This window comes from Streptomyces sp. NPDC107765, from assembly GCF_055657085.1.
Window position 1 is genome coordinate 97,233 of record NZ_JBVKBL010000007.1, and the last position, 25,180, is coordinate 122,412.

Annotated in this window: 18 protein-coding genes; 7 read left to right on the forward strand and 11 right to left on the reverse strand. The window is 72.4% G+C overall.

Annotated elements, in window-relative coordinates; all coding sequences use genetic code 11:
* The first annotated feature begins 133 nt into the window (after positions 1–133).
* Positions 134–925: a metal-dependent hydrolase gene (locus tag ACZ7MX_RS18740; protein WP_030810261.1), complete on the forward strand. Its 792-nt coding sequence runs from the start codon at positions 134–136 to the stop codon at positions 923–925.
* A 317-nt stretch (positions 926–1,242) separates the two neighbouring features.
* Here ACZ7MX_RS18740 and ACZ7MX_RS18745 read toward each other — a convergent pair whose 3' ends face one another.
* On the reverse strand, positions 1,243–3,033 hold the full coding sequence (locus ACZ7MX_RS18745; RefSeq protein WP_472133443.1) for an ABC transporter ATP-binding protein: 1,791 nt from the start codon (positions 3,031–3,033) through the stop codon (positions 1,243–1,245).
* Between the two features lie 29 nt (positions 3,034–3,062).
* Positions 3,063–5,267, reverse strand: a complete 2,205-nt coding sequence (locus tag ACZ7MX_RS18750; protein ID WP_472133445.1) for an ABC transporter transmembrane domain-containing protein — start codon at positions 5,265–5,267, stop codon at positions 3,063–3,065.
* A gap of 474 nt (positions 5,268–5,741) precedes the next feature.
* Between ACZ7MX_RS18750 and ACZ7MX_RS18755 the strand changes: the two genes are divergently transcribed.
* Together ACZ7MX_RS18755 and ACZ7MX_RS18760 are read left to right on the forward strand one after the other, a co-directional pair.
* The gene (locus ACZ7MX_RS18755; RefSeq protein WP_472133447.1) at positions 5,742–6,485 is read left to right on the forward strand and encodes a hypothetical protein; all 744 of its coding nucleotides are present in this window, start codon (positions 5,742–5,744) and stop codon (positions 6,483–6,485) included.
* A gap of 282 nt (positions 6,486–6,767) precedes the next feature.
* On the forward strand, positions 6,768–8,156 hold the full coding sequence (locus tag ACZ7MX_RS18760) for a cation:dicarboxylate symporter family transporter (protein WP_472133449.1): 1,389 nt from the start codon (positions 6,768–6,770) through the stop codon (positions 8,154–8,156).
* Positions 8,157–8,238: 82 nt separating this feature from the next.
* On the opposite strand, the gene ACZ7MX_RS18765 is transcribed toward ACZ7MX_RS18760, so the two are convergent.
* Positions 8,239–9,684: a Gfo/Idh/MocA family protein gene (locus ACZ7MX_RS18765; RefSeq protein ID WP_472133451.1), complete on the reverse strand. Its 1,446-nt coding sequence runs from the start codon at positions 9,682–9,684 to the stop codon at positions 8,239–8,241.
* Positions 9,685–9,970: 286 nt separating this feature from the next.
* Between ACZ7MX_RS18765 and ACZ7MX_RS18770 the strand changes: the two genes are divergently transcribed.
* On the forward strand, positions 9,971–11,341 hold the full coding sequence (locus tag ACZ7MX_RS18770) for an alpha-amylase (RefSeq protein WP_472133453.1): 1,371 nt from the start codon (positions 9,971–9,973) through the stop codon (positions 11,339–11,341).
* Between the two features lie 5 nt (positions 11,342–11,346).
* Here the strand turns inward: ACZ7MX_RS18770 and ACZ7MX_RS18775 are convergent, their stop codons facing one another.
* Together ACZ7MX_RS18775 and ACZ7MX_RS18780 are read right to left on the reverse strand one after the other, a co-directional pair.
* A complete protein-coding gene (locus ACZ7MX_RS18775; RefSeq protein ID WP_472133455.1) occupies positions 11,347–14,277 on the reverse strand; it encodes an FAD-binding and (Fe-S)-binding domain-containing protein in 2,931 nt (976 codons plus the stop codon).
* 33 nt (positions 14,278–14,310) lie between these two features.
* A complete protein-coding gene (locus tag ACZ7MX_RS18780) occupies positions 14,311–14,766 on the reverse strand; it encodes a MarR family winged helix-turn-helix transcriptional regulator (RefSeq protein WP_472133457.1) in 456 nt (151 codons plus the stop codon).
* Positions 14,767–14,862: 96 nt separating this feature from the next.
* On the opposite strand from ACZ7MX_RS18780, the gene ACZ7MX_RS18785 reads away from it, so the two are divergent.
* Positions 14,863–16,695 (forward strand): ABC transporter ATP-binding protein, encoded by a 1,833-nt coding sequence (locus tag ACZ7MX_RS18785; RefSeq protein WP_472133459.1) that lies wholly within the window; start codon positions 14,863–14,865, stop codon positions 16,693–16,695.
* A 93-nt stretch (positions 16,696–16,788) separates the two neighbouring features.
* Here the strand turns inward: ACZ7MX_RS18785 and ACZ7MX_RS18790 are convergent, their stop codons facing one another.
* Positions 16,789–18,069 (reverse strand): SGNH/GDSL hydrolase family protein, encoded by a 1,281-nt coding sequence (locus ACZ7MX_RS18790; protein WP_472133460.1) that lies wholly within the window; start codon positions 18,067–18,069, stop codon positions 16,789–16,791.
* 269 nt (positions 18,070–18,338) lie between these two features.
* Between ACZ7MX_RS18790 and ACZ7MX_RS18795 the strand changes: the two genes are divergently transcribed.
* Together ACZ7MX_RS18795 and ACZ7MX_RS18800 are read left to right on the forward strand one after the other, a co-directional pair.
* The gene (locus ACZ7MX_RS18795; protein WP_472133462.1) at positions 18,339–18,941 is read left to right on the forward strand and encodes a DUF6461 domain-containing protein; all 603 of its coding nucleotides are present in this window, start codon (positions 18,339–18,341) and stop codon (positions 18,939–18,941) included.
* Positions 18,942–19,238: 297 nt separating this feature from the next.
* Positions 19,239–19,829: an NUDIX hydrolase gene (locus ACZ7MX_RS18800; RefSeq protein ID WP_467698960.1), complete on the forward strand. Its 591-nt coding sequence runs from the start codon at positions 19,239–19,241 to the stop codon at positions 19,827–19,829.
* On the opposite strand, the gene ACZ7MX_RS18805 is transcribed toward ACZ7MX_RS18800, so the two are convergent.
* From ACZ7MX_RS18805 to ACZ7MX_RS18825, 5 genes are all read right to left on the reverse strand, one after another.
* Positions 19,723–20,451: a hypothetical protein gene (locus tag ACZ7MX_RS18805; RefSeq protein WP_472133464.1), complete on the reverse strand. Its 729-nt coding sequence runs from the start codon at positions 20,449–20,451 to the stop codon at positions 19,723–19,725. The two genes, ACZ7MX_RS18800 and ACZ7MX_RS18805, sit on opposite strands and share 107 nt — an antisense overlap.
* A 156-nt stretch (positions 20,452–20,607) precedes the next feature.
* Positions 20,608–22,011: a hypothetical protein gene (locus tag ACZ7MX_RS18810; protein ID WP_472133466.1), complete on the reverse strand. Its 1,404-nt coding sequence runs from the start codon at positions 22,009–22,011 to the stop codon at positions 20,608–20,610.
* A 137-nt stretch (positions 22,012–22,148) separates the two neighbouring features.
* Entirely contained in the window at positions 22,149–22,835 is a 687-nt protein-coding gene (locus ACZ7MX_RS18815; protein ID WP_472133468.1) for a LutC/YkgG family protein, read from the reverse strand.
* Positions 22,832–24,334, reverse strand: coding sequence for a lactate utilization protein B (locus ACZ7MX_RS18820; protein WP_472133470.1), 1,503 nt, complete (start codon positions 24,332–24,334; stop codon positions 22,832–22,834). The genes ACZ7MX_RS18815 and ACZ7MX_RS18820 overlap by 4 nt, the downstream gene beginning before the upstream one ends.
* Positions 24,331–25,176: a (Fe-S)-binding protein gene (locus tag ACZ7MX_RS18825; RefSeq protein ID WP_472133472.1), complete on the reverse strand. Its 846-nt coding sequence runs from the start codon at positions 25,174–25,176 to the stop codon at positions 24,331–24,333. Before ACZ7MX_RS18825 ends, ACZ7MX_RS18820 begins: the two co-directional genes overlap by 4 nt.
* Between the last annotated feature and the right edge of the window lie 4 nt (positions 25,177–25,180).

A 25,180-nucleotide genomic window follows, 5' to 3' on the forward strand; every position in this document is an offset into this window, starting at 1 on the left:
GCGGTGAGGTGTGCCGGGCACGAGGCACGAGCTGGGCACGAGGCGTGAGCCGGGCACGAGGCGTGGGCCGAACGCCGGCGAAACCGAGCACGGACAACGACAACAAGGCGACAACAAGGGGTGGGGAACAACCATGATGGGACCGGCGCACTCGCTGTCCGGGGCGGCGGCCTGGCTGGGGGTGGGCGCGGCGGCCGCAGCCGCGGGACATCCGATGCCCTGGCCGGTGCTCGTCTGCGGGGCCCTGATCTGTGCCGGAGCGGCGCTCGCCCCGGACCTCGACCACAAGTCCGCGACCATCTCGCGGGCCTTCGGGCCGCTCTCGCGGATGGTGTGCGAGGTCGTCGACAACATCTCGCACGCCGTCTACAAGGCGACCAAGATGCGCGGCGACGCCAACCGCTCCGGCGGGCACCGCACGTTGACCCACACCTGGGTGTGGGCCGTGCTGGTCGGCGGCGGCATGGCGCTGCTGGCGATGCGGGGCGGGCGCTGGGCGGTGCTCGGCATCCTCTTCGTCCACATGGTGCTCGCGATCGAGGGACTGCTGTGGCGGGCCGCCCGGGTCTCCAGCGATGTGCTGGTGTGGCTGCTCGGCGCGGCCTCGGCCTGGATCCTGGCCGGCATCCTCGACCAGCCGGGCAACGGCGCGCACTGGCTGTTCACCGAACCCGGCCAGCAGTACCTCTGGCTGGGCCTGCCGATCGTGCTCGGTGCGCTGGTCCATGACATCGGCGATGCGTTGACCGTGTCCGGCTGCCCCATCCTGTGGCCGATCCCGATCGGCCGGAAGCGCTGGTACCCGCTCGGCCCGCCCAAGGCCATGCGGTTCAAGGCGGGCAGCTGGGTGGAACTGAAGGTGCTGATGCCGGTGTTCATGCTCCTGGGCGGACTCGGCGGGTTGGGGGCACTCGGCTTCATCTGAGTGCGGCGGAGTGGGGGTGGAGGGTGGGGGCGGGGCGGGGGGAGAAGAAGCGGGGGAGTGGTCCGGGTTGCCGCCGGGTGGTGAGGGCCGTGAGTGAGGCCGGGCGGCCCGCCTGTCCCGCCGGCCCCAGTGCCCCGCCCGTCTCGCGTGTCCCACCGGCTCCAGTGCCCCGCCCGTCCCTGTGCCCCACCTGTCTCACCAACCTCAGAGCCTCACCCGTCCCACCAACCCCAGTGCCTCACCCGTCCCACCGGCCCCAGGGCCTCACCCGCCCCACCGCCCCGTCCCTCCCCCTCCCCCTCCCCCTTCACCACCCGTCAGCTATCCGTTCCGTGCCAAGATCGCCACAGTGCCGCGTACGGGCCGTTTGCGGTGACCAGTTCGTGGTGGGTGCCGAGTTCGCTGATGCGGCCGTTCTCGACCACGGCGATCACATCGGCGTCGTGGGCGGTGTGCAGGCGGTGGGCGATGGCCACGACCGTGCGGCCGTCCAGCACTTTGCCCAGTGAGCGCTCCAGGTGGCGGGCGGCCCGTGGGTCGAGGAGTGAGGTGGCCTCGTCGAGCACCAGGGTGTGCGGGTCGGCCAGGACGAGACGGGCCAGGGCGATCTGTTGGGACTGTGCGGGGGTCAGGGTGTGGCCGCCCGAGCCGACCTCGGTATCCAGGCCCGTGTCCAGGGCCCGGGCCCAGCCATCCGCGTCCACCGCGCGCAGGGCTGCCCACAGTTCGGCGTCACCGGCGTCGGCGCGGGCGAGCAGCAGGTTGTCGCGCAGCGTCCCGACGAAGACGTGGTGTTCCTGATTGACCAGTGCGACATGCTCGCGGACCCGCTCGGCGGGCATCGCGGAGAGCTCCGCACCGCCCAGCGTCACGCTGCCCGTCCGGGGCCCGTAGATCCCCGCGAGCAGCCGGCCCAGCGTCGACTTGCCGGCACCGGACGGGCCGACCAGGGCCAGGCGGCTGCCGGGACGGATCCGCAGGGAGACCTCGCGCAGGACGTCGACGCCGGTGCGGTAGCCGAAGCTCACGTCATCGGCGTGCACATCGCGGCCGTCGGGCAGCCGCTCCGCGTCCGCCGTCTCGGGTTCGATCTCCCGGACGCCGACGAGCCGGGCGATGGACACCTGAGCCACCTGCAACTCGTCGTACCAGCGCAGGATCATGCCCACGGGATCGATCATCATCTGGGCGAGCAGCGCACCGGTCGTCAGCTGGCCCGGCGTGAGCCAGCCCTGCATCACCATTGCCCCGCCGAGCAGCAGTACCGCGCCCAGCAGCACCACGTGCGTCAGGTCGACGACCGGGAAGAGCACCGACCTCAGGAAGAGGGTGTAGCGCTCCCACTGGGTCCATTCGCGGATCCGGCGCTCGGAGAGGGCGATGCGGCGGGCGCCCAGGCGGTGCGCCTCGATCGTGCGGCCGGCGTCCACGGACTCGGTGAGGACGGCGGACACCGCCGCGTACCCCGCTGCCTCAGAACGGTAGGCGGACGGCGCCCGCTTGAAGTACCAGCGGCAGCCGACGACCAGCAGGGGCAGCGCGATCAGCACGGACAGCGCGAGCGGCGGGGCGGTCACGGTCAGCCCGCCCAGCAGCAGGGCCACCCACACCACACCGATCGACAGCTGCGGCACGGCCTCGCGCATCGCGCTGGAGAGCCGGTCGATGTCCGTGGTGATCCGGGACAGCAGATCGCCGGTGCCGGCCCGTTCCAGGACGCCCGGCGGCAGCGCCACGGACCGTACGAGGAAGTCCTCGCGCAGGTCCGCCAGCATCCGCTCGCCGAGCATCGCACCGCGCAGCCGGACCATGCGGACGAACACCGTCTGCAGGATCAGGGCGAGGGCGAAGAGGGCGATGGTGCGGCCGAGTTGGAGGTGGCGATCGCCCGCGGAGAGCTTCTCGACGACCCCGCCCAGCAGGTACGGCCCGGCCATCGAGGCGATCACCGCGGCGGCGTTGACGGCGACCAGCACGGTGAACTCCCGGCCGTGCCGGCGGATCAGCTCGGCGACGTAGCTCCGTACCGTCGCCGGGGAGCCCACGGGCAGGGTGGTGAGCGTCTGCGGGGCGTCCGGATCGTGCTCCGGCGGCGCCAGGCCGATCATGGGGTCTCCTCGATCTCGATCGAACTTGATCACGCGGTCTCGTCGACCTGAGCGGTCGTCAGTACGCGTTCGGGGTCCTGGTCCCGGGTTGCTTCTGGGGCCGGGTCCGTATGCGGCGTTACTTCGGGTTCCGGGGCCGGAGCGGCTTCGGCTTCCGTCTCCCGCACGGCTTCGGGTTCCGCCACCCGAGCAGCCTCGGCTTCCGTCCCCCGAGCGGCGTTGGGTTCCGTCTCCCCCACGGCTTCGGGTTCTGGCTCCCGGGTGACGACGGCGCGGTAGGCGGGGTGGCTGTGGAGCAGTTCGCGGTGGGGGGCCTCGGCGACGACCTTGCCTTCGTGGAGGAACGCGACCTGGTCGGCGCGGTCCAGGAGCAGCGGGCTGGAGGTCAGTACGACCGTCGTACGGCCGGTCCGGACCTTCCGCAGGCCGTCGGCGATCCGGGCCTCGGTGTGCGCGTCCACGGCGCTGGTCGGCTCGTCGAGCACCAGCACCTCCGGGTCGGTGACCAGCGACCTGGCCAGTGCCAGCCGCTGCCGTTGGCCGCCGGAGAGTGACCGGCCGCGCTCGGTGATGTGAGTGCGCATCGGGTCCCCGGAGTCGTCGAGCGAGGCCTGCGCCAAGGCGGTCAGCACATCGCCGCACTGGGCGGCGGTGAGTGCCTCATCGGCGGCCAGCCGCCCGGAGGACGGCACGTCGAGCAGCTCACCGAGGGTGCCGGAGAGCAGCATCGGGTCCTTGTCCTGTACGAGTACGGCCCTGCGGGCGGCGTCGCGCGGCAGGTCGTCCAGTGGGCGGCCGCCCAGGGTGACCGACGGCAGGCCCTGCCCCGCACCGCCACTCGCGCCGCGGTGCGTGCCCTCTCCGTCAACCTCGCCGCCGCGCGCGCCATCTCCGCCGCGCGCCCCGTCTCCACCGCGCACGCCGTCTCCACCGCGCCCGCCGTCTGCGCCGTCTCCAGCACACACGCTGTGGAGCCCGTCGCCCTGCGCAGGTACCGCACAGTCCACATGGTCCGCAGGGCTCGCACAGTCTCTGGGGACCGCATGGCCCGCAGGCTCCGCACTGCCCGCCCAGCCCCCATAGGCATGACCGCCCAGCCGTTCCGCGAGTCGGCCGGCCGTGTCCGGGTCGCCGCAGACCACCGCGGTCAGCCGGCCGGCCGGTGCGGTCAGGCCGCTGACCGGGTCGTACAGATCCCCGCTGGGCAGAGCCGGGTTGTCTCCGTTCCGTCCGCCGGACGGCCGGTGCTGGGCCAGGACCCGGGCGGTGCGCCGGGCCGACGGCCGGGCGAAGGACAGCGCCTGGGCGATCTCTTCGAAGTGCCGGAGCGGCAGCAGCAGGAACGTGACCGCGCTGTAGATCATGACGAGTTCGCCGACCGCGACCGTGCCGTCGAGGGCGAGCCGGGTGCCGTACCAGACCACCGCGATCAGCAGCAGACCCGGCAGCACGACCTGGAGGGCCGCGATCAGTGACCACATCCGGGCGCTGCGGACGGCGGCCTGCCGCACCTCCTGGGAGGCCGCGCGGTAGCGGCCGAGGAAGAGCTCCTCGCCGCCGATGCCGCGCAGGACGCGCAGGCCGGCGACGGTGTCGGAGGCGAGTTCGGTGGCCCGGCCGGCCATCTCGCGTTGGGCGTCGGCCCGCCGGGCGGCGGGCGGCAACAACGGCAGTACGGCCAGCGCCAGGAGGGGGACGCCGAGCGCCACCAGGATGCCGAGGTGAGGTTCCCGGACGAGCAGGGCGGCCGCGACCGCGACCGCGGTGACCGCGGCCGCACCGAACCGGGAGATCGTCTCGACGAACCAGCCGATCTTCTCCAGGTCACCGGTGCTGACGGCGACGATCTCACCGGCCGCCACCTGCCGGGTCATGGCCGAACCCAGCTCCGTGGTCTTGCGGGCGAGCAACTGCTGCATCCGGGCGACGGCAGTGATCCAGTTGGTGACCGCGGCGCGGTGCAGCATGGTGCCGCCCAGCGCGATCAGCGCACCGAGGACCAGGATCAGCCCGCCGGACAGTGCCAGCCGGCCGCCGTCGCGGTCGACCGCGGCCTGTACGGCCATGCCCACCGGCAGCGGGAAGGAGGCGATGGCGCCGAAGTTCACCAGGCCCCAGGCGAGGGCCTTCAACTGGCCGCCCAGCTGCTGTTTGTAGAGCCAGCGGAGGAAGCTACCGCCCGTACGGACGTCGGGGACGCCGGGGTCGGGATGCGGAAGGTCGCGGATCTGCATGATGCCCCAGGCGAAGTAGTCGTGGCGGAGTGGCCGAGCGGCCGAGCGGCCGAGCGGCCGTGGAAGTCGTGGAAGCCGTGGAAGCCGCGGGACCGCGGGAGGCCGCGGAAGCCGCGGAAGTCATGGAGGCCGTGGAAGCCGTGGACGTCGCGGAAGTAGTGGTCGAGTGGTGGTCGAGGGGTGGTCGAGGTCGCGGAAGTCGTGGTGGGGCGGTCGAGGAGGGGGGCGCGCCGTTTTCGGCCCCGGCGCGCGCGGCCCCCTTCCGGCAGGCGAAATGCCCCTCGGAACGGTCTCGTTGCCGGTCTCGTTGCCCGTCTCGTTGACGGTGAAGGTGTGGGAAGACTGGCCCGGGGAGTGGGCTGGTTTCAATCGATTTTTCCGCTGCGACCGCGTGTTCAGGACAATCGTCCGGCGCGGCTCGCCGATGCGGCGGGCGCTGAACGGACGTCAGTCGCGTGGTGCGACCATGGGGGCATGCGACGTGCGGGCGGTGTGATGCGGAGGGCGGCGGTGGCCGCGGCGGGACTGGTCCTTCTGGCCGGCTGTGGCGGGGGCGGTCAGGACGGCAAGGACGACGGGGCGGGCAAGGGGGAGCGCCCCGGCGGCCCGGCCCGCGGCGCGTCGGCCACCACCCACCTCAAGAACATCCCCGGCATCGGCACCGCCCTCCGGTCCCGCATCCCCGCCGGCTCCGGTCAGGTCGTGGCGGTCTACGGCAAGGCGGCGGACTCCGCCGATGCCACCCTCGTCCTGTACGAGAAGGGCCCCAAGGGCTGGGACCGCAAAGGCAGCTGGCCGGCGCACAACGGCCGGCGCGGCTGGACGACGGACCACCATGAGGACGACAAGCGCAGCCCGGTCGGGGTGTTCACGCTGACCGACGCGGGCGGGGTGCTCGCGAACCCGGGCGCCAAGCTGCCCTACACCCACTCCACCGCCTTCACTCCGCCGTCGTACTGGTCCAAGAACACCCGCCATGACTTCGATTACGTCATCGCGATCAACTACAACCGGGTGAAGGGCGCCTCGCCGCTGGACCCGACCCGCCCCCAGGGGCAGTCCAAGGGCGGCGGGGTCTGGCTGCACCTCGACCACGGCAGCGGCACCTCCGCCTGCGTGAGCGTCTCGAAGTCCGCGATGCAGACGCTGCTGCGCGCCCTCGACCCGGCGCGCCGGCCCGTGGTGGTCATGGGGGACGCGGCGCATCTGGCGGCCTGAGAGCCGTCCGTCGGGGAAGCGGTACCGCCCGGTATCGGCCCTGAGCCGTTACGGGGGGACGAGTGCGGCACCGCAGGAGGAAGCGGGCGCTGCCGTCGCTCCCGCCCAAGTGCGTACGGGCCGTGCGGTATTGCGTACGGCCGGGCGTTCCGCCTTGGGTCAAGCTCCAAGATTTTCCCGGAAGTTGCAGCGAGCTCTTTCGTGCGGAACACCAAGCGGCCATAGTGACGGATCACGGAAGTCCACTTCCGCATAACAAAATTCGTCCATGGAGGAGTGCCCGTGCCGCACGCCACCGCACCTTTCGTCCGCCGCGCAGGCCGTCTGCTGCGCACCAGCCTGTTCGTGCAGGTACTCGTCGCCCTTGTCCTCGGTGTCGTCGTCGGCCGGTTGTGGCCGCAGGCTGGATCGGCACTCCAGCCGCTCGGGGACGGCTTCGTCCGGCTGATCAAGGCGATGATCGCGCCGCTGGTCTTCTGCGTCGTCGTCGCCGGCATCACCAAGGCGGGCGATCTGCGGGCCTTCGGCCGCATCGGCGTCAAGGCGCTGATCTGGTTCGAGGCGGCCACCAGCATCGCCCTCGTCGTCGGCCTGCTGGCGGGCAACGTCGTCGCGCCCGGCGCCGGGATGCACGTCGACCCCGCGTCCCTGGACAAGGGCTCGGTGGATGCCAAGACGGGCGGCGGACATCTGCCGTCCGCCGCCCAGTTCGTCCTGGAATCGCTCCCCAACAGCGCGGTCGGCGCGTTCGCCGAGAACTCGCTGCTCCAGGTCCTGGTGCTGGCCTGCCTGGTGGGCGCCGCGTTGCTGCACCTCGGCCGGGAGAAGGTGCCACAGCTGCTGCCGCTGATCGAACAGGCCCAGGAGGTCGTGTTCACCATCGTCGGCTACCTCATGAAGCTCGCCCCGCTCGCGGTCCTCGGTGCCACCGCCCACCTCGTCGGTGAGTACGGCCTGGGCGCGATGTCCACCTACGGCAAGCTGATCGCGGTCTGCTACGGCGTCGCTCTGGCCTTCCTCGTGTTCCTCGGCCTGGCGCTGAAGGCCGTCACCGGGCTCAGCCTCTGGAAGTTCGTCCGCTACACCCGCGAGGAACTGCTGCTGGCGCTGGGCACCGGGTCCAGCGAGACCGTGATGCCGCGGATGATGCAGAAGCTGCGGGCCGCGGGCTGCCGGGACGACGCGGTGGGCCTGGTGCTGCCGACCGGCTACTCGTTCAACCTCGACGGTGCCTCGATCTACCTCTCCATCGGCACCCTCTTCATCGCCCAGGCCATCGGCGTCGACCTGTCGTGGGGGCAGCAGATCACCGTGGTGCTGGTGCTCATGCTGACCAGCAAGGGCATGGCGGGCGTACCGGGTTCGGCGTTCCTCGCGCTGTCCGCGACCGCCTCCGCGCTGGGCGTCATCCCGGCCGCGGCGGTCGCTCTGCTGCTCGGCGTCGACCGGATCATGGACTCGATGCGGGTGGCGACGAATCTCCTCGGCAACTGCGTCGCGGTGTTCGCGGTCTCCCGCTGGGAGGGCGCACTGGACCGGGTGACGGCCAAGCGGGTCCTGAACGGCGAGCAGCCCGCGCAGTCCGCCCGGCCCACCGAAACGGCCAGCCCCACCCGGCCCGGCGACGTCACGCAGCCCGCCGAAGCCGCGCCGAGCACGCACGACACCTGAGCCGGACGGCCCGGCGGACACCCGTTCCGCCGGGCCGGTGGGTCGTGGGTCGTGGGTCGGTGGGCCGGTGGGTCGGCCGGGCCTACTCCTCCGGTTTCTCCGAGTCCATCCCCGGCCGGGCCTTCTTCCACAGTCCGCGGGTGAAGTCCGGGATCTCCTGCGGCGCGCCGTTCGCCTTGATGGAGCGGTCGCTCAGCGGCACCGGCGCCGTCCAGGTCGCCGCGTCGTAGACGTCGAAGTCCGGCACCAGGCCCAGCCGCATGCACTGGATCAGCCGGAAGACCAGCATGTAGTCCATACCGCCGTGGCCGCCGGGCGGGTTGGCGTGCTCCTTCCAGAGCCAGTGGTCCCACTGCGCGTACGTGCCGAAGTCGCCCCACTCGTCGTTGTTCTGGTCCGGCTCCAGATAGATCCGCTCCGGGTAGTCCTCGAAGAGGCCCTTGGTGCCGCCGAGACTGTTGATCCTGCTGTACGGGTGCGGGGTGGAGACGTCGTGCTCCAGCCGGATCACCCGTCCCTTGGCGGTCTGCACGAGGCTGACCGTCCGGTCGCTCTCGATGTACGACTCCTTCCAGCTGGGGTCGTCCGCCGGCATGTGCTCCTTGCGGTACGCGGCGAGTCCGCGGGCCGGGGAGCCCATGCTGGAGATGCGCACCGCGCGGTCACCGCGGTTGAGGTCCATGTAGTTGGCGACCGGGCCGAAGCCGTGGTTGGGGTAGAGGTCGCCGCGCAACCGGGTGTGCCAGAGCCGGCGCCAGGGACCCTCGTAGTACTTGGGGTCGAACATCAGGCCGCGCAGATCGTGGATGTACGCCCCCGCGCCGTGCAGCAGCTCGCCGAACAGTCCGGCGTGCGCCATCCGCAGCACCCGCATCTCGTTCTTGCCGTAACAGCAGTTCTCCAGCTGCATGCAGTGTCTGCGGGTGCGTTCGGAGAGGTCGACGAGTTCCCACAGCTGCTCCAGGCGGAGCGCGATCGGGCACTCCACACCGACGTGCTTGCCGTTCTGCATCGCCGTCTTCGCCATCTCGAAGTGCCAGTCCCAGGGCGTGGCCACATAGACGAAGTCGACGTCCCCGCGCTTGCAGAGCTGCTCGAAGTCATGGTCGCCGTTGGTGTAGACGGCGGGTGCGGGCTGCCCCGCGGTGGTGACCTTCTTGGCGGCCCGGGCGGTCTTCTCCTTCACCGGGTCGCACAGGGCGACCACCTGTGCGCCGGGCATCGCCAGGAACAGATCGATCATGCTGCCGCCGCGGTTGCCGAGGCCGACGATGCCGACGCGGACGGTGGAGCGCCGCTCGAACGGTACCCCGATCATGGTTCTGCCCTTGGCCTCCGGCGTTGCGCCGGCACCGTTCGAGGCGCCGGCCGCGCCCGGTGTGGCCGCCGCGGCCTGAGGCCCCGTCAGCCCGCCCAGCCCCAGTCCCGCGCCCGCCGCACCGGCGGTCCACAGGACGGAACGGCGGCTCGGTCCGGCCAAGTCGTGGCTGTGGTCGTGGTCGTGGTTCTGCGATCGTGCCTCGTTCATCGGTCCTCCAGGGATCGGTGGTGCGCCGGGGCATACGTGAACCTCGGTCAGGACCTTGTCGGCCGGCGGGCGGAGGCACAAGAGGGCCGGGTGGCTCCGCAAAGGCGCGGAAGCCGCCGCCAGCATCTTTCGCAACTCGATGAAATGTCTTGCAGAAAGCCTTGACGTGTTAATGACATGAACGGCAGGCTCCGGTACCGGACAACCCCCCATGGCGGCCTGGCGCGTGGCTGCTCTCGTGGGCGCGGTACGGCACGGCCGTGCCCCATGACGAAGGAGCCGCAAGATGCAGCATCGTTCCCGAGTGCTGGGCGGGACGCTCGCCGGAGTAGTGGCCGCGGTCGGCCTGGCCACCGTCGCGCCGTGGTCCTCCCAGGCCACCCCGCCCGGTCAGAAGACCGTCACCGCCACGCTCTTCGAGCGCAAGTACGTGGACGTCGCCAAGGCCTGCACCGAGCAACTGGGCCCGGCCGGTTACGGCTTCGTGGAGGTCTCCCCGGCCTCCGAGCACATCCAGGGCGGGCAGTGGTGGACCTCGTACCAGCCCGTCAGCTACAAGATCGCCGGCCGGCTCGGCGACCGTGAGGCCTTCGCCTCGATGGTCGGCGCCTGCCACGCCGCCGGCGTCAAGGTCATCGCCGACGCGGTCGTCAATCACATGGCCGCCGGATCCGGCACCGGCACCGGCGGCACCCGGTACAGCAAGTACAACTACCCCGGCTTCTACCAGGACCAGGACTTCCACGGCTGCCGGAAGAGCATCTCCGACTACACCAACCGCGACGACGTCCAGACCTGCGAACTGGTCGGCCTCGCCGACCTCGACACCGGCAGCGACTACGTCCGCACCACCCTCGCCAAGTACCTCGACGACCTGCGGTCGCTGGGCGTGGACGGCTTCCGGATCGACGCCGCCAAACACCTCTCCGCCACCGACCTGGCCGCCGTCAAGGGCAAGATGAAGGACCCCGGCTTCTGGGTGCAGGAGGTCATCTACGGCGCCGGCGAGGCGGTGCAGCCCGACGAGTACACCGGCATCGGCGACGTCGACGAATTCCGCTACGGCGCCCACCTCAAGAGCGCCTTCCAGAGCGGCAACATCGCCCAGCTGAAGTCCGTCGCGGACGGCAAGCTCGGCAGCGACAAGGCCCGCACCTTCGTCGACAACTGGGACACCGAACGCAACGGCGCCACGCTCACCTACAAGGACGGCGCCGCCTACACCCTCGCCAACGTCTTCATGCTCGCCTTCCCCTACGGCTCACCGAACGTCTACTCCGGCTACGAGTGGACCGACAAGGACGCCGGACCGCCCAGCGGCACCACCGGCTGGACCGACGAGCACGCCAAGCGGGAGATCACCGGCATGGTCGGCTTCCGCAACGCGGTGGGCTCGGCCGGGCTGACGAACTGGTGGGACGACGGCGGCAGCGCCCTCGCCTTCGCCCGTAGCGGCAAGGGCTTCGTCGCCCTCAACAACGGGGACGCCGCGCTGACCCGGACCTTCGCGACCTCCCTGCCCGCCGGGACGTACTGCGACGTGGTGCACGCCGCGCCGTCCTCCTGCTACGGGCACACGGTCACCGTCGGCGACGACGGGAAAGCGCAGGTCACCGTGCCCGCCAGGAGCGCGGTGGCGCTGCACGTCGGCGGCTGACGCGGTCAGTCCGGGCGGGTCGCCCGCTCCAGGGCCAGGAGGGCCGAGCAGTAGCCTCGGCCCTCCGTGGCCAGGTCCATGCCGATCTCGCACATCCGGTTCGCCGACAGATGCAGGTCGAAGGGGCGCGCGGTGACCTCCGCGGCCTCCTTCGCGGTGGCCGCCCCGGTCAGTTCCCGGTGCAGCATCCCGCGGTCCCCGGCGAACGCGCAGCACCCCGCGTCGTCCGGCACCACCACCTCCCGCGCACACGCCTCGGCGACCCGCCGCAGCTGCGCCTCGTCCCCCAAGTGCCGCATGGAGCAGGTGGGATGGAGCACCGCGGAACCGGTCGTCCGCCGGACGGTCAGACGCGGCAGCAGCTCCTCGGCGGCCCAGACGACCGAGTCGACGACGGTGAGCTCCGCGTGCAGCGCGCGGTTCTCCGGCGTCAGATACGGCACGACCTCACGGGCCAGGCCCAGCGTGCAGGAGGACGCGTCCACCACCAGGGGCAGCAGCCCGCCGGCGGTCCAGCCCCAGGCCGCCTCGACGATGCGGTTGGCCATCACCGCCGTGCCGCGCTCATAGCCCTTGGAGTGCCAGATCGTGGCGCAGCACGTCCCGGGTGCGTCCCCGGGGATCCACACCGGCCGGCCGGCCCGCCCGGACACCGCCACCACCGCCTCGGGCAGCGACGGCCCCCGGTGCCCCGCGGGCTCTTTGAAGATCCGGTTCACGCAGGCCGGGTAGTAGACCGCGGCCGCGCCGGCCCGCCGCGTCACCGGCAGCCGGCGGGCCGCCGGGCCGGGGAGCCGCGGCAGCCACTCGGGCACCAGGTCGGGCCGCACGGCCCGGCGGGCGGCCCGGGTCAGCGCGGCGGCTGGCCGGTCGCCGATCCGGTCCGCGGCCGCCACCGCCAGCCGCGCCGCCCGCTCGACCGCCCCGAACCGCCGCGCGGTCCGCTCGGCGAGCCGCTCCTCGCGCGGGGAGTGTCGCCGGTGCCGGAAGTCCTTCATCAGCCGGCCGGTGTCGATGCCCACCGGGCAGTCGAGCATGCAGGTCGAGTCGCCGGCGCAGGTGTCCACCGCGTCGTAGCCGTAGGAGTCCAGCAGCGCGCCGGTGACCGGCGATCCGGCCGGCTGGCGGAGCATCTCGCGGCGCAGCACGATCCGTTGCCGGGGCGTGGTGGTGAGGTCCTTGCTGGGGCAGGTCGGTTCGCAGAAGCCGCATTCGATGCACGGGTCGGCGAGCGCCTCGATGCGCGGGATGGTCTTCAAGCCCCGCAGATGTGCCCGCGGGTCGCGGTCGAGCAGGACGCGCGGGGCGAGGATGCCGGCCGGATCGAAGAGTTCCTTGATCCGCCACATCAACTCCGTGGCCCGCGGCCCCCATTCGAGCTCCAGGAACGGGGCGATGTTGCGGCCGGTGGCGTGCTCGGCCTTCAGCGAGCCGTCGAAGCGCTCGACGGTCAGCCGGCAGAAGTCCGTCATGAACGCCGCGTAGCGCGCCACGTCGTCCGGTTCGGCCGCGTCGAAGGCGAGCAGGAAGTGCAGATTGCCGTGGGCGGCGTGGCCGGCGACCGCGGCGTCGAAGCCGTGCCGGGCCTGGAGCTCCAGCAGTGCCGCACACGCCTCGGCCAGCCGCGCCGGCGGCACCGCGAAGTCCTCGGTGATCAGCGTCGTCCCGGCGGGCCGGGAGCCGCCGACCGCGGTCACGAACGCCTTGCGGGCCTTCCAGTAGCCGCCGAGGACGTGCGGGTCCCGGGTGAAGGCGTTGGTGACGGAGGCGACCGGTGCGACCGGTTCCAGCCCGGCCAGCACCCGGGCCGCGGCCTCCTCGTACCCCCGCAGTGCGGCCTCGTCGGGGGCCCGGAACTCGACCAGCAGCGCCGTGGTCTCCTTGGGCAGCGACGCCCAGTCCGCCGGCACCCCGGCCACCCGCACCGACGCCCGCAGGGTGTTGCCGTCCATCAGCTCCACCGCCCGCGCGCCGGCCGCGGTGAAGTGCGGTACGGCCGCGGCCGCGGCGCCGAGCGTGCGGAAGAACAGCAGCGCGCCGGCGGTGTGCCGGTCCAGTGGCAGGGTGTCGAAGACCGTCTCGGCGAGGAAGCCCAGGGTGCCCTCGGAGCCGACCATCAGCCCGCGCAGGATCGCCACCGGCGTGGCACCGTCGAGGAAGGCGTCCAGGCGGTAGCCGTTGGTGTTCTTGATCGCGTACTTGGCGCGGATCCGGGCCGCCAGCGCGGCATCCGCCTCGATCTCCGCCTTGAGCGCCAACAGGCCCGCGCAGAGCGCCGGTTCGGCCCGCGCCAGCTCCGCGTCGGCGTCCGGGTCCGCGGTGTCCACGATCGTGCCGGACGGCAGGACGACGGTGGCCGACGCCAGGGTCCGGTAGGAGTTGCGGGTGGTGCCGGCCGTCATGCCGGAGGCGTTGTTGGCGACCACCCCGCCCAGGGTGCAGGCGATCGCGCTGGCCGGGTCGGGGCCGAGCAGCCGGCCGTACCGGGCCAGGGCCGCGTTGGCCCGCAGTACGGTCGTCCCCGGCCGGATCCGGGCCCGGGCGCCGCCGACGAGCACCTCGATCCCGGTCCAGTGCCGCCGCACGTCGACGAGGATGTCCTCGCCCTGCGCCTGGCCGTTGAGGGAGGTGCCGGCGGCCCGGAAGACCACTTTCCGGCCCTTGCCGTGGGCGTAGGAGAAGACCGCCGCGATGTCGTCGACGTCCTCGGCCACCACCACGACCTGCGGGACGAAGCGGTACGGGCTGGCGTCGGAGGCGTAGCGCACCAGGTCGGAGACGGTGTGCAGGACCTTCTCCGGGCCGAGCAGCGCGATGAGGTCACCGCGCAGCGGCTCGGGGGTGCCGGCCGCCAGGTGGCCGGCCACCCGGTCGGGCGCCGGCCGGCCGCCGGCGGTGGGCCGCAGGGCCCCGGGCTTCGGCTCCAGCAAGGGCATGGCGGGCACTCCTCCGGATGAGGGGGCGTCAGGTCAGTGCGGGTCACCCGGCCCGTCGACCAGGGTGGACAGCAGGCCCCCGAGCAACTCGCGCTGATCGGGGGTCAGCGGAGCCAGGATCTCCTCCGCGGCGGCCCGGCGCGCGCTGCGCAACGCGCGCAGCGTGGACCGGCCGGTGTCGGTCAGCTCGATGCGCACCACGCGCCGGTTGGCCGGATCCGGTACCCGGCGGACCGCGCCGTTCGCCTCCAGGGCGTCCACCAGGGTCGTCACCGCCCGCGGGACGACCTCCAGCCGCTGGGCGAGGTCCGCCATCCGCGGCGGGGTGTCGCGGTAGTGGTCCACGATCCGCAGCACCCGGGACTGGGCGGGGGTGAAGGCGATGTCCAGGTGCGCCAGGTGGCGCTTCTGCGCGCGGTGCATCCGGCGGGTCAGCCGCACCAGTTGTTCGGCGAGGTTGCTGCTGACCGTCGGCTCAGGGGAGGGCATGCCCCGAGAGTATCAGGACCTGGTTCATTGTGAGTATAGGTAACAATGAGCTAGGCTCAGTGAAATCCCGCTGTCCCGCACCCCTCGTAGGAGCCCATGCACCGCGACGAACCCCAATGGACACCGCCCCCCAAGGACCCCGACGCACCGGTCCAGCTCCGGCGGATCCTCACCCTCTTCCGCCCCTACCGCGGCCGGCTCGCCCTCGTCGGGCTGCTCGTCGGCGCCTCCTCCCTGGTCTCCGTGGCCTCGCCGTTCCTCCTGCGCGAGGTCCTCGACGTCGCCATCCCCGGCCGCCGCACCGGACTGCTCACCCTGCTCGCCCTCGGCATGATCGCCACCGCCGTCACCACCAGCGTCTTCGGCGTCCTGCAGACCCTGCTGTCCACCACCGTCGGCCAGCGCGTCATGCACGACCTGCGCACCGCCGTCTACGCCAAGCTCCAGCGGATGCCCCTGGCGTTCTTCACCCGCACCCGCACCGGCGAGGTCCAGTCCCGGATCGCCAACGACATCGGCGGCATGCAGGCCACGGTCACCTCCACCGCCACCTCCCTGGTCTCCAACCTCACCTCGGTCATCGCCACCGTCTGCGCCATGCTCGCCCTCGACTGGCGGCTGACCGTCGTCTCCCTCCTGCTGCTCCCGCTCTTCGTCTGGATCAGCCGCCGGGTCGGCAACGAACGCAAGAAGATCACCACCCAGCGGCAGAAGCAGATGGCCGCGATGTCCGCGATGGTCACCGAATCCCTCTCGGTCAGCGGCATCCTGCTCGGCCGCACCATGGGCCGCGCCGACTCCCTCACCAGGAACTTCGCCGACGAGTCCGAGCGCCTGGTCGACCTGGAGGTCCGCGCCAACATGGCCGGCCGCTGGCGGATGGCCACCATCGGCATCGTCATGGCCGCCATGCCCGCCCTCATCTACTGGGCCGCCGGCCTCGTCCTCCAACTGGGCGGACCGGTCTTCTCCATAGGCACCCTGGTCGCCTTCGTCTCCCTCCAGCAGGGCCTGCTGCGCCCCACCGTCTCCCTGCTGTCCACCGGCGTCCAGATGCAGACCTCACTCGCGCTCTTCCAGCGCATCTTCGAATACCTCGACCTGCCGGTCGCCATCACCGAACCCGCCGACCCGGTCCGCATCCCGGCGCCGCGCGGCGAGATCCGCTTCGAGAACGTGCGGTTCCGCTACGACCCGGACGCCGCGCCCACCCTCGACGGCATCGACCTGACCGTCCCCGCCGGCGGCAGCCTCGCCGTCGTCGGCCCCACCGGCAGCGGCAAGAGCACCCTCAGCTACCTCGTTCCGCGCCTCTACGACGTCACCGAAGGCCGGGTCACCCTCGACGGCACGGACGTCCGCGACCTGGACTTCGACACCCTCGCCCACGCCGTCGGCGTGGTCTCCCAGGAGACCTACCTCTTCCACGCCTCGGTCGCCGACAACCTGCGCTTCGCCAAACCCGACGCCACCGACGACGAGATCCACCGCGCCGCCAAGGCCGCCCAGATCCACGACCACATCGCCGCCCTCCCCGACGGCTACGACACCCTCGTCGGCGAGCGCGGCTACCGCTTCTCCGGCGGCGAGAAGCAGCGCCTGGCCATCGCCCGCACCATCCTGCGCGACCCGCCGGTGCTCGTCCTCGACGAGGCGACCAGTGCCCTGGACACCCGCACCGAGCACGCCGTCCAGCAGGCCATCGACGAACTGTCCGCCGGCCGCACCACCCTCACCATCGCGCACCGCCTCTCCACCGTCCGCGACGCCGACCAGATCGTCGTCCTGGACGCCGGCCGGATCGCCGAACGCGGCACCCACGACGAACTGCTCGCCGCCGACGGCCGTTACGCGGCGCTCGTCCGGCGTGACGCACACCTCACCCCGCCCGGCGAGCAGATCATGGCCGAGCAAGTGACTCATGGGTAACATCCGGGGTGGCGGCGGCCGATTGACCGGTCGGGGCGGCCGCCGCCCCCACTCCTGCCCTTCCCCGGCTCCTCCCCGTACCCTCGGCGCCCGTCACAGCGCCGCGAGATCCACCGCCTCGGCCATCGCCCGGTACCCCTCGTCACCGGGATGCTTGTGGTCGCCGCTGTCGAAGTGCGCCGCCAGCGCCTCCGGATCTCCGGGGTCCGCCAGTGCCGCCGCGAAGTCTGCGACCGCGTCGAACTCGCCCGAGGCCCGTATCCAGTCGTTCACCTTCCGCCGCTTCGCCTCCGCGCCCGGCGTGTGGTACTCCGCCCCCTTGAACGGCATGATCGTCCCCCCGACGATCCGCACCCCCGCCGCCCGCGCAGCCGCGATCAACTCGCGGTAACCGGAGATCAGTTCGTCCACCGACCGGTCCGGGGCCGGCTTGTACGTCGGCAGGTCGACCTCGCTGAACCCGATGTCGTTCAGCCCCACCAGCACCACCACCGAACGCACCCCCGGCCGGTCCAGCACATCCCGCCGGAAGCGCCCCACCGCCCGCTCCCCGAACCACGCCGAATCGCTCAGCAGCAGATTCCCGCCGATGCCCTGGTTGAGCACCGGCCGCACCCCGCCCTGCCCCGCGAGCCGCTCGGCCAGCGCGTCCGCATAGCGCCCGTTGCCGTCGACCGTCGAACCGAACCCGTCGGTGAGCGAGTCACCGAAGACCACCACCGTGTCCCGCCGCGCCGGCCCGCCGTCCGCCAGCTCCACCGCCGCGAGGAAGTACCACGACACCGTCGTCTCCCCGAACACCGCAGGGTCCGTGGCCGTCAGCCGCTCCCCGGCCGCGCGGTACGCCGTGGCGTACGCCTGGGCGTGGAAGGTCGCCGGCCCCGTCGGCCGGGCGAAGTACAGCGACACCGTCAGCGACTCGAACGGCGCCACCGCCACCTCGACGGCGTCACTGCGCACCTCCCCGCCCGCCGGGATCCGGACCCCGGCCGCCCCGCCGAACGTGAGCCGCCGCACCGTCCCCTCCTGCACCCCGGCACCCTCCCCGGCACGGGCCAGGGACGCGCCGGCCACCTCCAGCGGCCCGGTCCCGTACCGGTTCGACAGCACGATCCGCGCCGCCGTACCGGAACCGGTGACCCGCACCACCTGGCGCACGGTCTGCTCCGCGAACCCCTCCAGCGCCCAGTTCTCGTGGAACCCTTCACTGGGACGCTGCACGGAAGCCGCCCAACCCGCCTGCCAGTACGGCGCGTTGCGGGCACGATCGCTGCCACCTCCGCCGCCCGCGTCGTCGTTGCTGTTGCCGTTCCCGTGCTCGTTCCGGTATCCGTTCCCGTTGCTGTTGCCGTGGCCGTCCACGATCTGCTGCATGGTCCGTCGCCTCTCTCTGTCGGTCGCCCGGTGGCGATGACAGCGAGTCTGCTGGCGGCCGCGCAGCCCACCCAGCCCTCTGGTCTGCGTACGTACGGCATGCCTACGCATGCCGGGGTCAGTCTGCGGAAGCGGCGTCCGGCGCCCTGCTCGAAGGAGGCCGGGAGATGCGGCGGTTGGGGGGTTTCGCAGCCGGTCCACGGGTACCCGACGTTGAGGTGGGTCGGCTGGACCTGGGTGTGTCGGTGGGGCGTGGCAGCATGCCGGGCATGACGAGTGCAGGCGTAGGCCGCGGGCTGGACCACTTCCGTGCAGACATGCCCTTCTACACGCTGACCTTCGGCAAGGGCTTGTCCGCCACGGACCTGCTGGCCCGCATGGGGATCGATCCGGACACCCTGGCCCTGCGCGATTCCGTGGGCCTCGACGAGGAGTTCGGCGACACCCTGCTCGACGAGGACGAGCCGGCGGTGACGACCGGCACCGACGGCGAGTGGTCCTGGGCCTGGGAGCAGGGCGGCAGCCACGGGCTGGACGAGCGGATCCTGCGCGCGGTCTCCGACGGCACGGAGGCTGTCGTCCTGTACTACAACGAGAAGCCGATGCACTGGTTCAAGTACGCGGTGGAGGGCGACATCATCGTCGATTTCCACACCCTTGAGCCGATCGGCCCGACCGGCCTGGACCCCGAGCGGCTCGATGAGTTCATGCGTCCACTCGGTCTCCTCCCCGGGCAGCCGGCACCGCCGCACAGCGTCCTGGCCCTCGCGGAGAACGCCTTCGGGCTGCGCGTCACCCCGGCCCGGGACGGCGAAGAGCGCTGGAGCGGCAGTCTGTTGCCCCTGTCCGAGCGGGAAGAGCAACTGAGCTGAGCTGAGCGTCCGAGCCGGCCGCGTGGCGGCAGGGCGATGAACCGCCGCACCGGTTCGGGCCCAACGCACCGCTTCGGACCCACCGAGAAGGACGTAGGACAGGAAGCGGCGGGGCCCGCACCACGTGCGCCGCCCATACAAGCCCTGCGCACGCCAGTTCACCGTTCGCCACGCCGCCGTGCCCGGTCCGCCCCGCAGCACCGGCCGGTACGGTGGACGTCCGCCACGGGCCTGCCGCCCGTCCTCTCGTTGACGAGAAGTCCGGGCCGCCCGTCCTCTCGGAAAGCGAGAAGTGCGATGAACCAGACAACGACCCACCCCCGTCTCGCCGCGGCGGTGGTGGTGCACAACGGCCGCGTGCTGATCGTCCGCCGCAGCTACCGCGAGCGCTTCCTGCCCGGCGCATGGGGCGTCCCCTGCGGCAAGCTGGAACCGGGGGAGACCCCCGAAGCCGGCGCCCTGAGGGAGCTCAAGGAAGAGACCGGGCTCCTCGGCGCCATCGTCGCCCACACCGGATCGGCCAGCTTCCTCAGCGACTACCAGGGCCGGCGGGTCCGCAACCACCAGGAGAACTTCCTGGTCCGGCCGCTGACCCTCGACGTCGTCCTGCCCAGCCCCGACCAGGCACACCGCTGGGCCCGGCCCGCCGAACTCGCCGATGCCGGCGTCGACGCCTACAACCTCGGCGTCATCCGCCAGGTCTTCGGCGGCCGGCTGGACGCCTCCGGACTGCGCACCATGACCGCCCGCTACGGCTACCAGGGCCTCGCCCCCACCCCCTTCACCAGCCCAAAGACCGTGCCAGCGCGTCGAGTTCGGCAAGATACACGGCCGGTGCGAGGGGAGTCTTGGGCGGCGGACCGGCCCGCCCGGCGCGGCCGCCGCTGACCCCGCCGGCCCGGCCCGGCACCCTGACGTACACATCGGTCACCGAGCGCTGCGGGGCGGTCTCCAGGAACAGCGTCACCGTCGGCTCCTCGCTCACCACCCGGTGCAGCGTACGGGCGTCCAGCCCGTAACTCCGACCCGCCCCGTACCGCTTCGCACACACCAGCCGGAGCCGGGCCTCACCGACCCGCCGCAACCGCCAGGCCCCGCCCGGCCCGTCGATCGTCTCCCGGTACACCACCGCCGGCACCCCCTCCTCCGCCGGCTCGTAACACTCCATCCGCACCCGGCCCCGCACCACCGCCGACGCGATCGCACAACGGTGATTGTGGATGTCCTCCGGCTCCGCGCCCACCGGGCCGGGCCAGAAATGGACCCGCAACATGAACCGCGGCGCACCCGACAACAACACCAGCTTGTCGAAGCCCAGCACATGCCGGTACGACAGCCGGGTGCACTCCGGAAGGTCCACCGCACCGGCGGATAATCGGCGCACCAGCGGACCCAGCACCTCCGGCCGCGCCAGCTCGGCCACCACCGCACGCGCCGACTCGGGCGACGGCGGCCGCTGCCCACCACCCAGCCGGTCCACCAGCAGCCGCCGAACCTCCTCGACCTGCATCTCCGCCTCCCGTCCACCGGCACCGCCCGGCAGCCCGCCACGCCTCACCGGCACCACCCGTCGACACACGCCCCGCACCTCACCGGCGTCGGCACCGTCCGCCGGCGCACCACATCCCGCACTCCACGCCGCACCCCGGCCCGCAGCCCACCGGCTTCACGGCCGGTAGGACATCAGTGCATACCGCCGCAGCACCGACAGCCCCTGATACGCCATCCACACCGGATTGCCCATCGGACCGTCGTCCCAACGCCACACCCCGCCCCGCTGCATGGCCCGCACCCGCGCCACCGCGGCGGCCAGCTGGGCCTCCCACACCGGCAGCCCCACCCCCTCCGCCGCGATCTGCCGCGCCCCGTCCGTCATCAGCGCCCGCGCCACCCACGCCGCCCCGAAATGCCGCACCGACAACAGCTCCTGATGCAACGGATCGTCCTGGCCCGGTCGCCGCACCTCCTCCTGGCAGTTCGCCAGGTCGCCGGCGCCCGCCCCCGGCAGCGCCGCCCCCGCCAGCAGCCAGCGCAGCCCCTCCTCCCGCACCGCACGCTGCCGGGCGTCCTCACCCAGCACCCGCGCCGCCCGGTCCAGCGTCACCACCGCCCGCGCCGTGTGCACCGCCGACGGCGCCGGATTGCCCCGACCCGTCGCCAACGCCGCACCCCAGCAACGGTGATGACCCCGCCCAGGATCGCCCGTGGCGCCGTTGACCAGCACCGCCCGCAGCCCGCCCAGCGACGCCGAACCCGGCGCCGCCCGTAACAGCCCCCGCAGCACATTCGTCACCACGTAGGTGTTCGCCAGACCGAAGGCATCATGATCCGGATCCAGCAGCGCCTCGCACGAATGGATCTCGGCCTCCAGCAGCCGGGGGTCCGCACCCGCCCGGGCCAGCGCCCCCAGCACCACCGCGGTCACCTCCGGACGCGCCCCGCTGCCCTGCGAACGCGCCGCCCAGCCACCACCCGGAAGCCGCAGCCGCCACAACGTCTCGGCCACCTCGCCCGCGCGTATCCGCCCGTCGTACGGCGCGATGTCCAGCAGCAGATGCAGCCCGTACGCCGTGCCGAACGCCGTCGGATGCACCGGCGGTTCGCTCTCCGCCAGGGAATGCGGCCAGCCCGTCAACGGCCCGTGCCCGGGCACCTCGACCACCGACAGCCCGCGCCGCAACGCCTCGTACGCACCGTCCATCAACTCCGGCAGCGAACCCGCCGATGACGCCACCGGCCCCGGCGCCGGCACCCCGCCACCCGCCGCGACCGCGGCCCGGGCCCGCACCAGCGCCGCCGACAGCCACACCACCGCCCCCACACCCACCCCGGCCGTCGCCGCCAGGCAGTACCGCGCCGCCTCACCGGCCAGATTCTGCGGCAGCAGCCCCACCAACGTCTGGAACACCGCGAAAGCCGCCGCCGGCACCCCCAGCCGCGCCAGCCAGGTCAGCAACCGGGACGGAGCCGACGGCGGCCCGGCGGACGAAGACGGCGGCCCCGGAACCGGCGCCGGCCCGCCGCCCCCGGCCACTCCGGAACGCCGTGCGCCGACCTCCTGACGCAGCATGGTCCGCTCCCTCCCCCCGGGCGCCGGCCCCCGCACCGAGCGTGCGAAAGACATCCCGATCAGTGTAGGAATCCCCACTGACAACGGGTCCGCACACCTGTCGCGGTCGCCCTCCGGCCACCCGCCGGACCCGCCCCTCAGCCCCCGCCCGCGCCACCGCCCCCGGCCGCCTCCACCAGGACCACCTCCAGCGTCCGCGGACCGTGCACCCCCTCCACCCGGTCCAACTCGATGTCGCTGGTGGCCGAAGGCCCGGAAATCCACGTCAGCGGACGCCCGGGGACCAGCCGCGGCAGCGCCTCGGGCACCGACCCGACCACCTGCCCGGGCACCCGGACCACGCAGATGTGGTGGTCGGGCACCAGCGTGATCCGCCGTCTCCCCTGGTCAGGCCCGGCATCCAGAACGAGCGTGCCGGTCTCCGCGATCGCCACCGCGCACCCCGTCACCACACTGTCCACCGCGTCCAGCTCCCGCGCCGTCTGCTCCGCACGGTCCTCGACCACCTCCGCCCCCACCTCGGCCAGCCACCCCGGCTCCAGCCCCCGTGGCACCACCACCCGCCGCGCCCCCCGCTCCGCCAGCAGCCGGCCGATCAGCGCCGGCAGCCCGCCCTCATCACTGCGGTGCACCAACGCCCGGTAATCCGCCAGGTTCTCGGCCAGCAGCTCCACCGTCTCCGCCGCCGTACGGGCCCCGTGCACCCGCCGGTAGTCCCGCACCAACGGCGGCTCACCCGCCCCCGCGCCACCCGCCGCGCCCTCCCGCGGCACCTCCGCCAGCGCCCGACGCACCCGCGCCAACACCACGTCCCTGCTGCTCACTCGGCGTCTCCCTCTCCACGGGACGGCTGCCCGGACGACCCGCCCCGGGTACGCCGCCACCAGTCACGGAACGACTCCGGCGGCACCGCCGGAAGATCACGGGCCTGCGACCACGCCCGCCCCGGCCCCGGCAACCGCCGTGGATGCAGCCCCCGTGTCCGCGCCGCCAGCCGCATCCCGCGGCGCAGTACCCCCGGGTGATCGAACGCCCAGGCCGCCGCCCGCATCGCCGCCCGCTCCGCGGCATGTCCTTTGGCCGGTTTCAGTACCACCCGCGCCCCGCCCCGGACGCCCGGACCGCCCTCCACCACCCGCTCGCGCAGGTGCACCAGCACCTCCGGGATGTCGATGGCGACCGGACACACCTCGTAGCAGGCCCCGCACAGCGACGACGCATACGGCAGCGACTCCTCCAAGGGGCCGGCCAAACCGCGCAGTTGCGGAGTGAGAATCGCGCCGATCGGACCCGGATACGGCGACCCGTAGGCATGCCCGCCGGCCCGCTCGTACACCGGGCACACATTGAGACACGCCGAACAACGGATACAGCGCAGCGCCTGGCGCCCGACCGGATCGGCCAGCGTGTCCGTCCGCCCGTTGTCCAGCAGCACCAGATGGAACGTCCGCGGCCCGTCCCCGTCCACCGTCCCCGTCCACGTCGAGGTGTACGGATTCATCCGCTCCGCGGTGGACGAGCGCGGCAGCAACTGCAGGAAGATCTCCAGGTCCTGCCAGGTCGGCACCACCTTCTCGATGCCCACGACCGAGATGAGGGTCTCCGGCAGGGTCAGGCACATCCGCCCGTTGCCCTCCGACTCCACCACCACCAGCGTGCCGGTCTCGGCGACCATGAAGTTCGCCCCGGAGATCCCGACCTTCGCGGTCAGGAACTTCTCCCGCAGATGCAGCCGCGCCGCCTCCGCCAGCTCCGCGGGCGCATCGGACAGCCCCTCCGGCGCCGGACGGCCCCAACGCCCCATCTCGCGCCGGAAGATGTCACGGATCTCCGCACGGTTGCGATGGATCGCCGGCACCAGGATGTGCGACGGCAGATCCTCCCCGAGCTGCACGATCAACTCCGCCAGATCCGTCTCGTACGCCCGGATCCCGGCCTTCTCCAACGCCTCGTTGAGCCCGATCTCCTGCGTCGCCATCGACTTGACCTTGACGACCTCCCGCTCACCGGTCTCCCGCACCAGCTCCGTGACGATCCGATTGGCCTCCGCCGCATCGGCCGCCCAGTGCACCCGGCCGCCCGCCGCGACGACCGCCGCCTCCAACTGCTCCAGATGGCGGTCGAGATGCTGCAGCGTCCGGTCCTTCACCGCGGCCCCCGCGGCCCGCAACTGCGCCCAGTCGTCCAGCTCCGCCACGGCCCTGGCCCGCTTGTCGCGGATGGTGTGCGTGGCGTGCGTGAGGTTCGCGCGCAGCTGCCCGTCCCGCGTGGAGACCTCCGCGGCCCGCGGAAAGGCCGGCATGCCCAGGTACGTTCCACTCATCGCCCGCCACCTTCCGTCCCGCGCCCACTGCCTCCGGTACCGGCACCCTCCTCCGGACGGGCCACAGGAGGGCCGTCCTCGGTACGGTCCGCAGGGGGGCTCTCCTCCGTAGCGGCGAGGATCTCCGCGATGTGCACCGGCCGGACCGCCGCGCCCTGCCGCGTCAGCATGCCGCCGATGTGCAGCAGACACGAGTTGTCGACCGTGCACACCGCCTCCGCCCCGGTGCCCCGCACATGCCGGACCTTGTCGGCCCCCATCGCCGCCGAAACCGCCGGGTTCTTCACCGCGAACGTGCCGCCGAAACCGCAGCACTCCTCGGCGCCCGGCAGCTCCCGCAGCTCCAGCCCCTTCACGTGCCGCAGCAGCCGCAACGGACGGTCGCCCAGGCCCAGCATCCGCAGCCCGTGACAGGTGGGGTGATACGTCACCGTATGCGGGTAGTACGCGCCGACGTCCTCCACCTTCAGCACGTCCACCAGGAACTCCGTCAGCTCGTACGTCTTCGGCACCGCCAGCGCCGCGGCCTCCGCGAGCTCCCGGCCGCGCCCCTCGGCGGCCGCCTTCGCCCCGATCCGCCGGTAGTTGTCCCGCACCATCGCCGCACACGAACCGGACGGCGTGACCACGTAGTCGTACTCCCGGAACGCCCGGTGGAAGCGCCGTACGAGCGGTTCGGTCGCGTGCCGGTAGCCGGTGTTGAACTGCGGCTGGCCACAGCAGCTCTGCTCCTCGGGGAAGCCGACCTCCACCCCCAGCCGCTCCAGCAACGCCACCACCGCCCGGCCCGTCCGCGGCTGCAGCAGATCGTTGATACAGGTGACGAACAGTGCTACGCGCACGTTG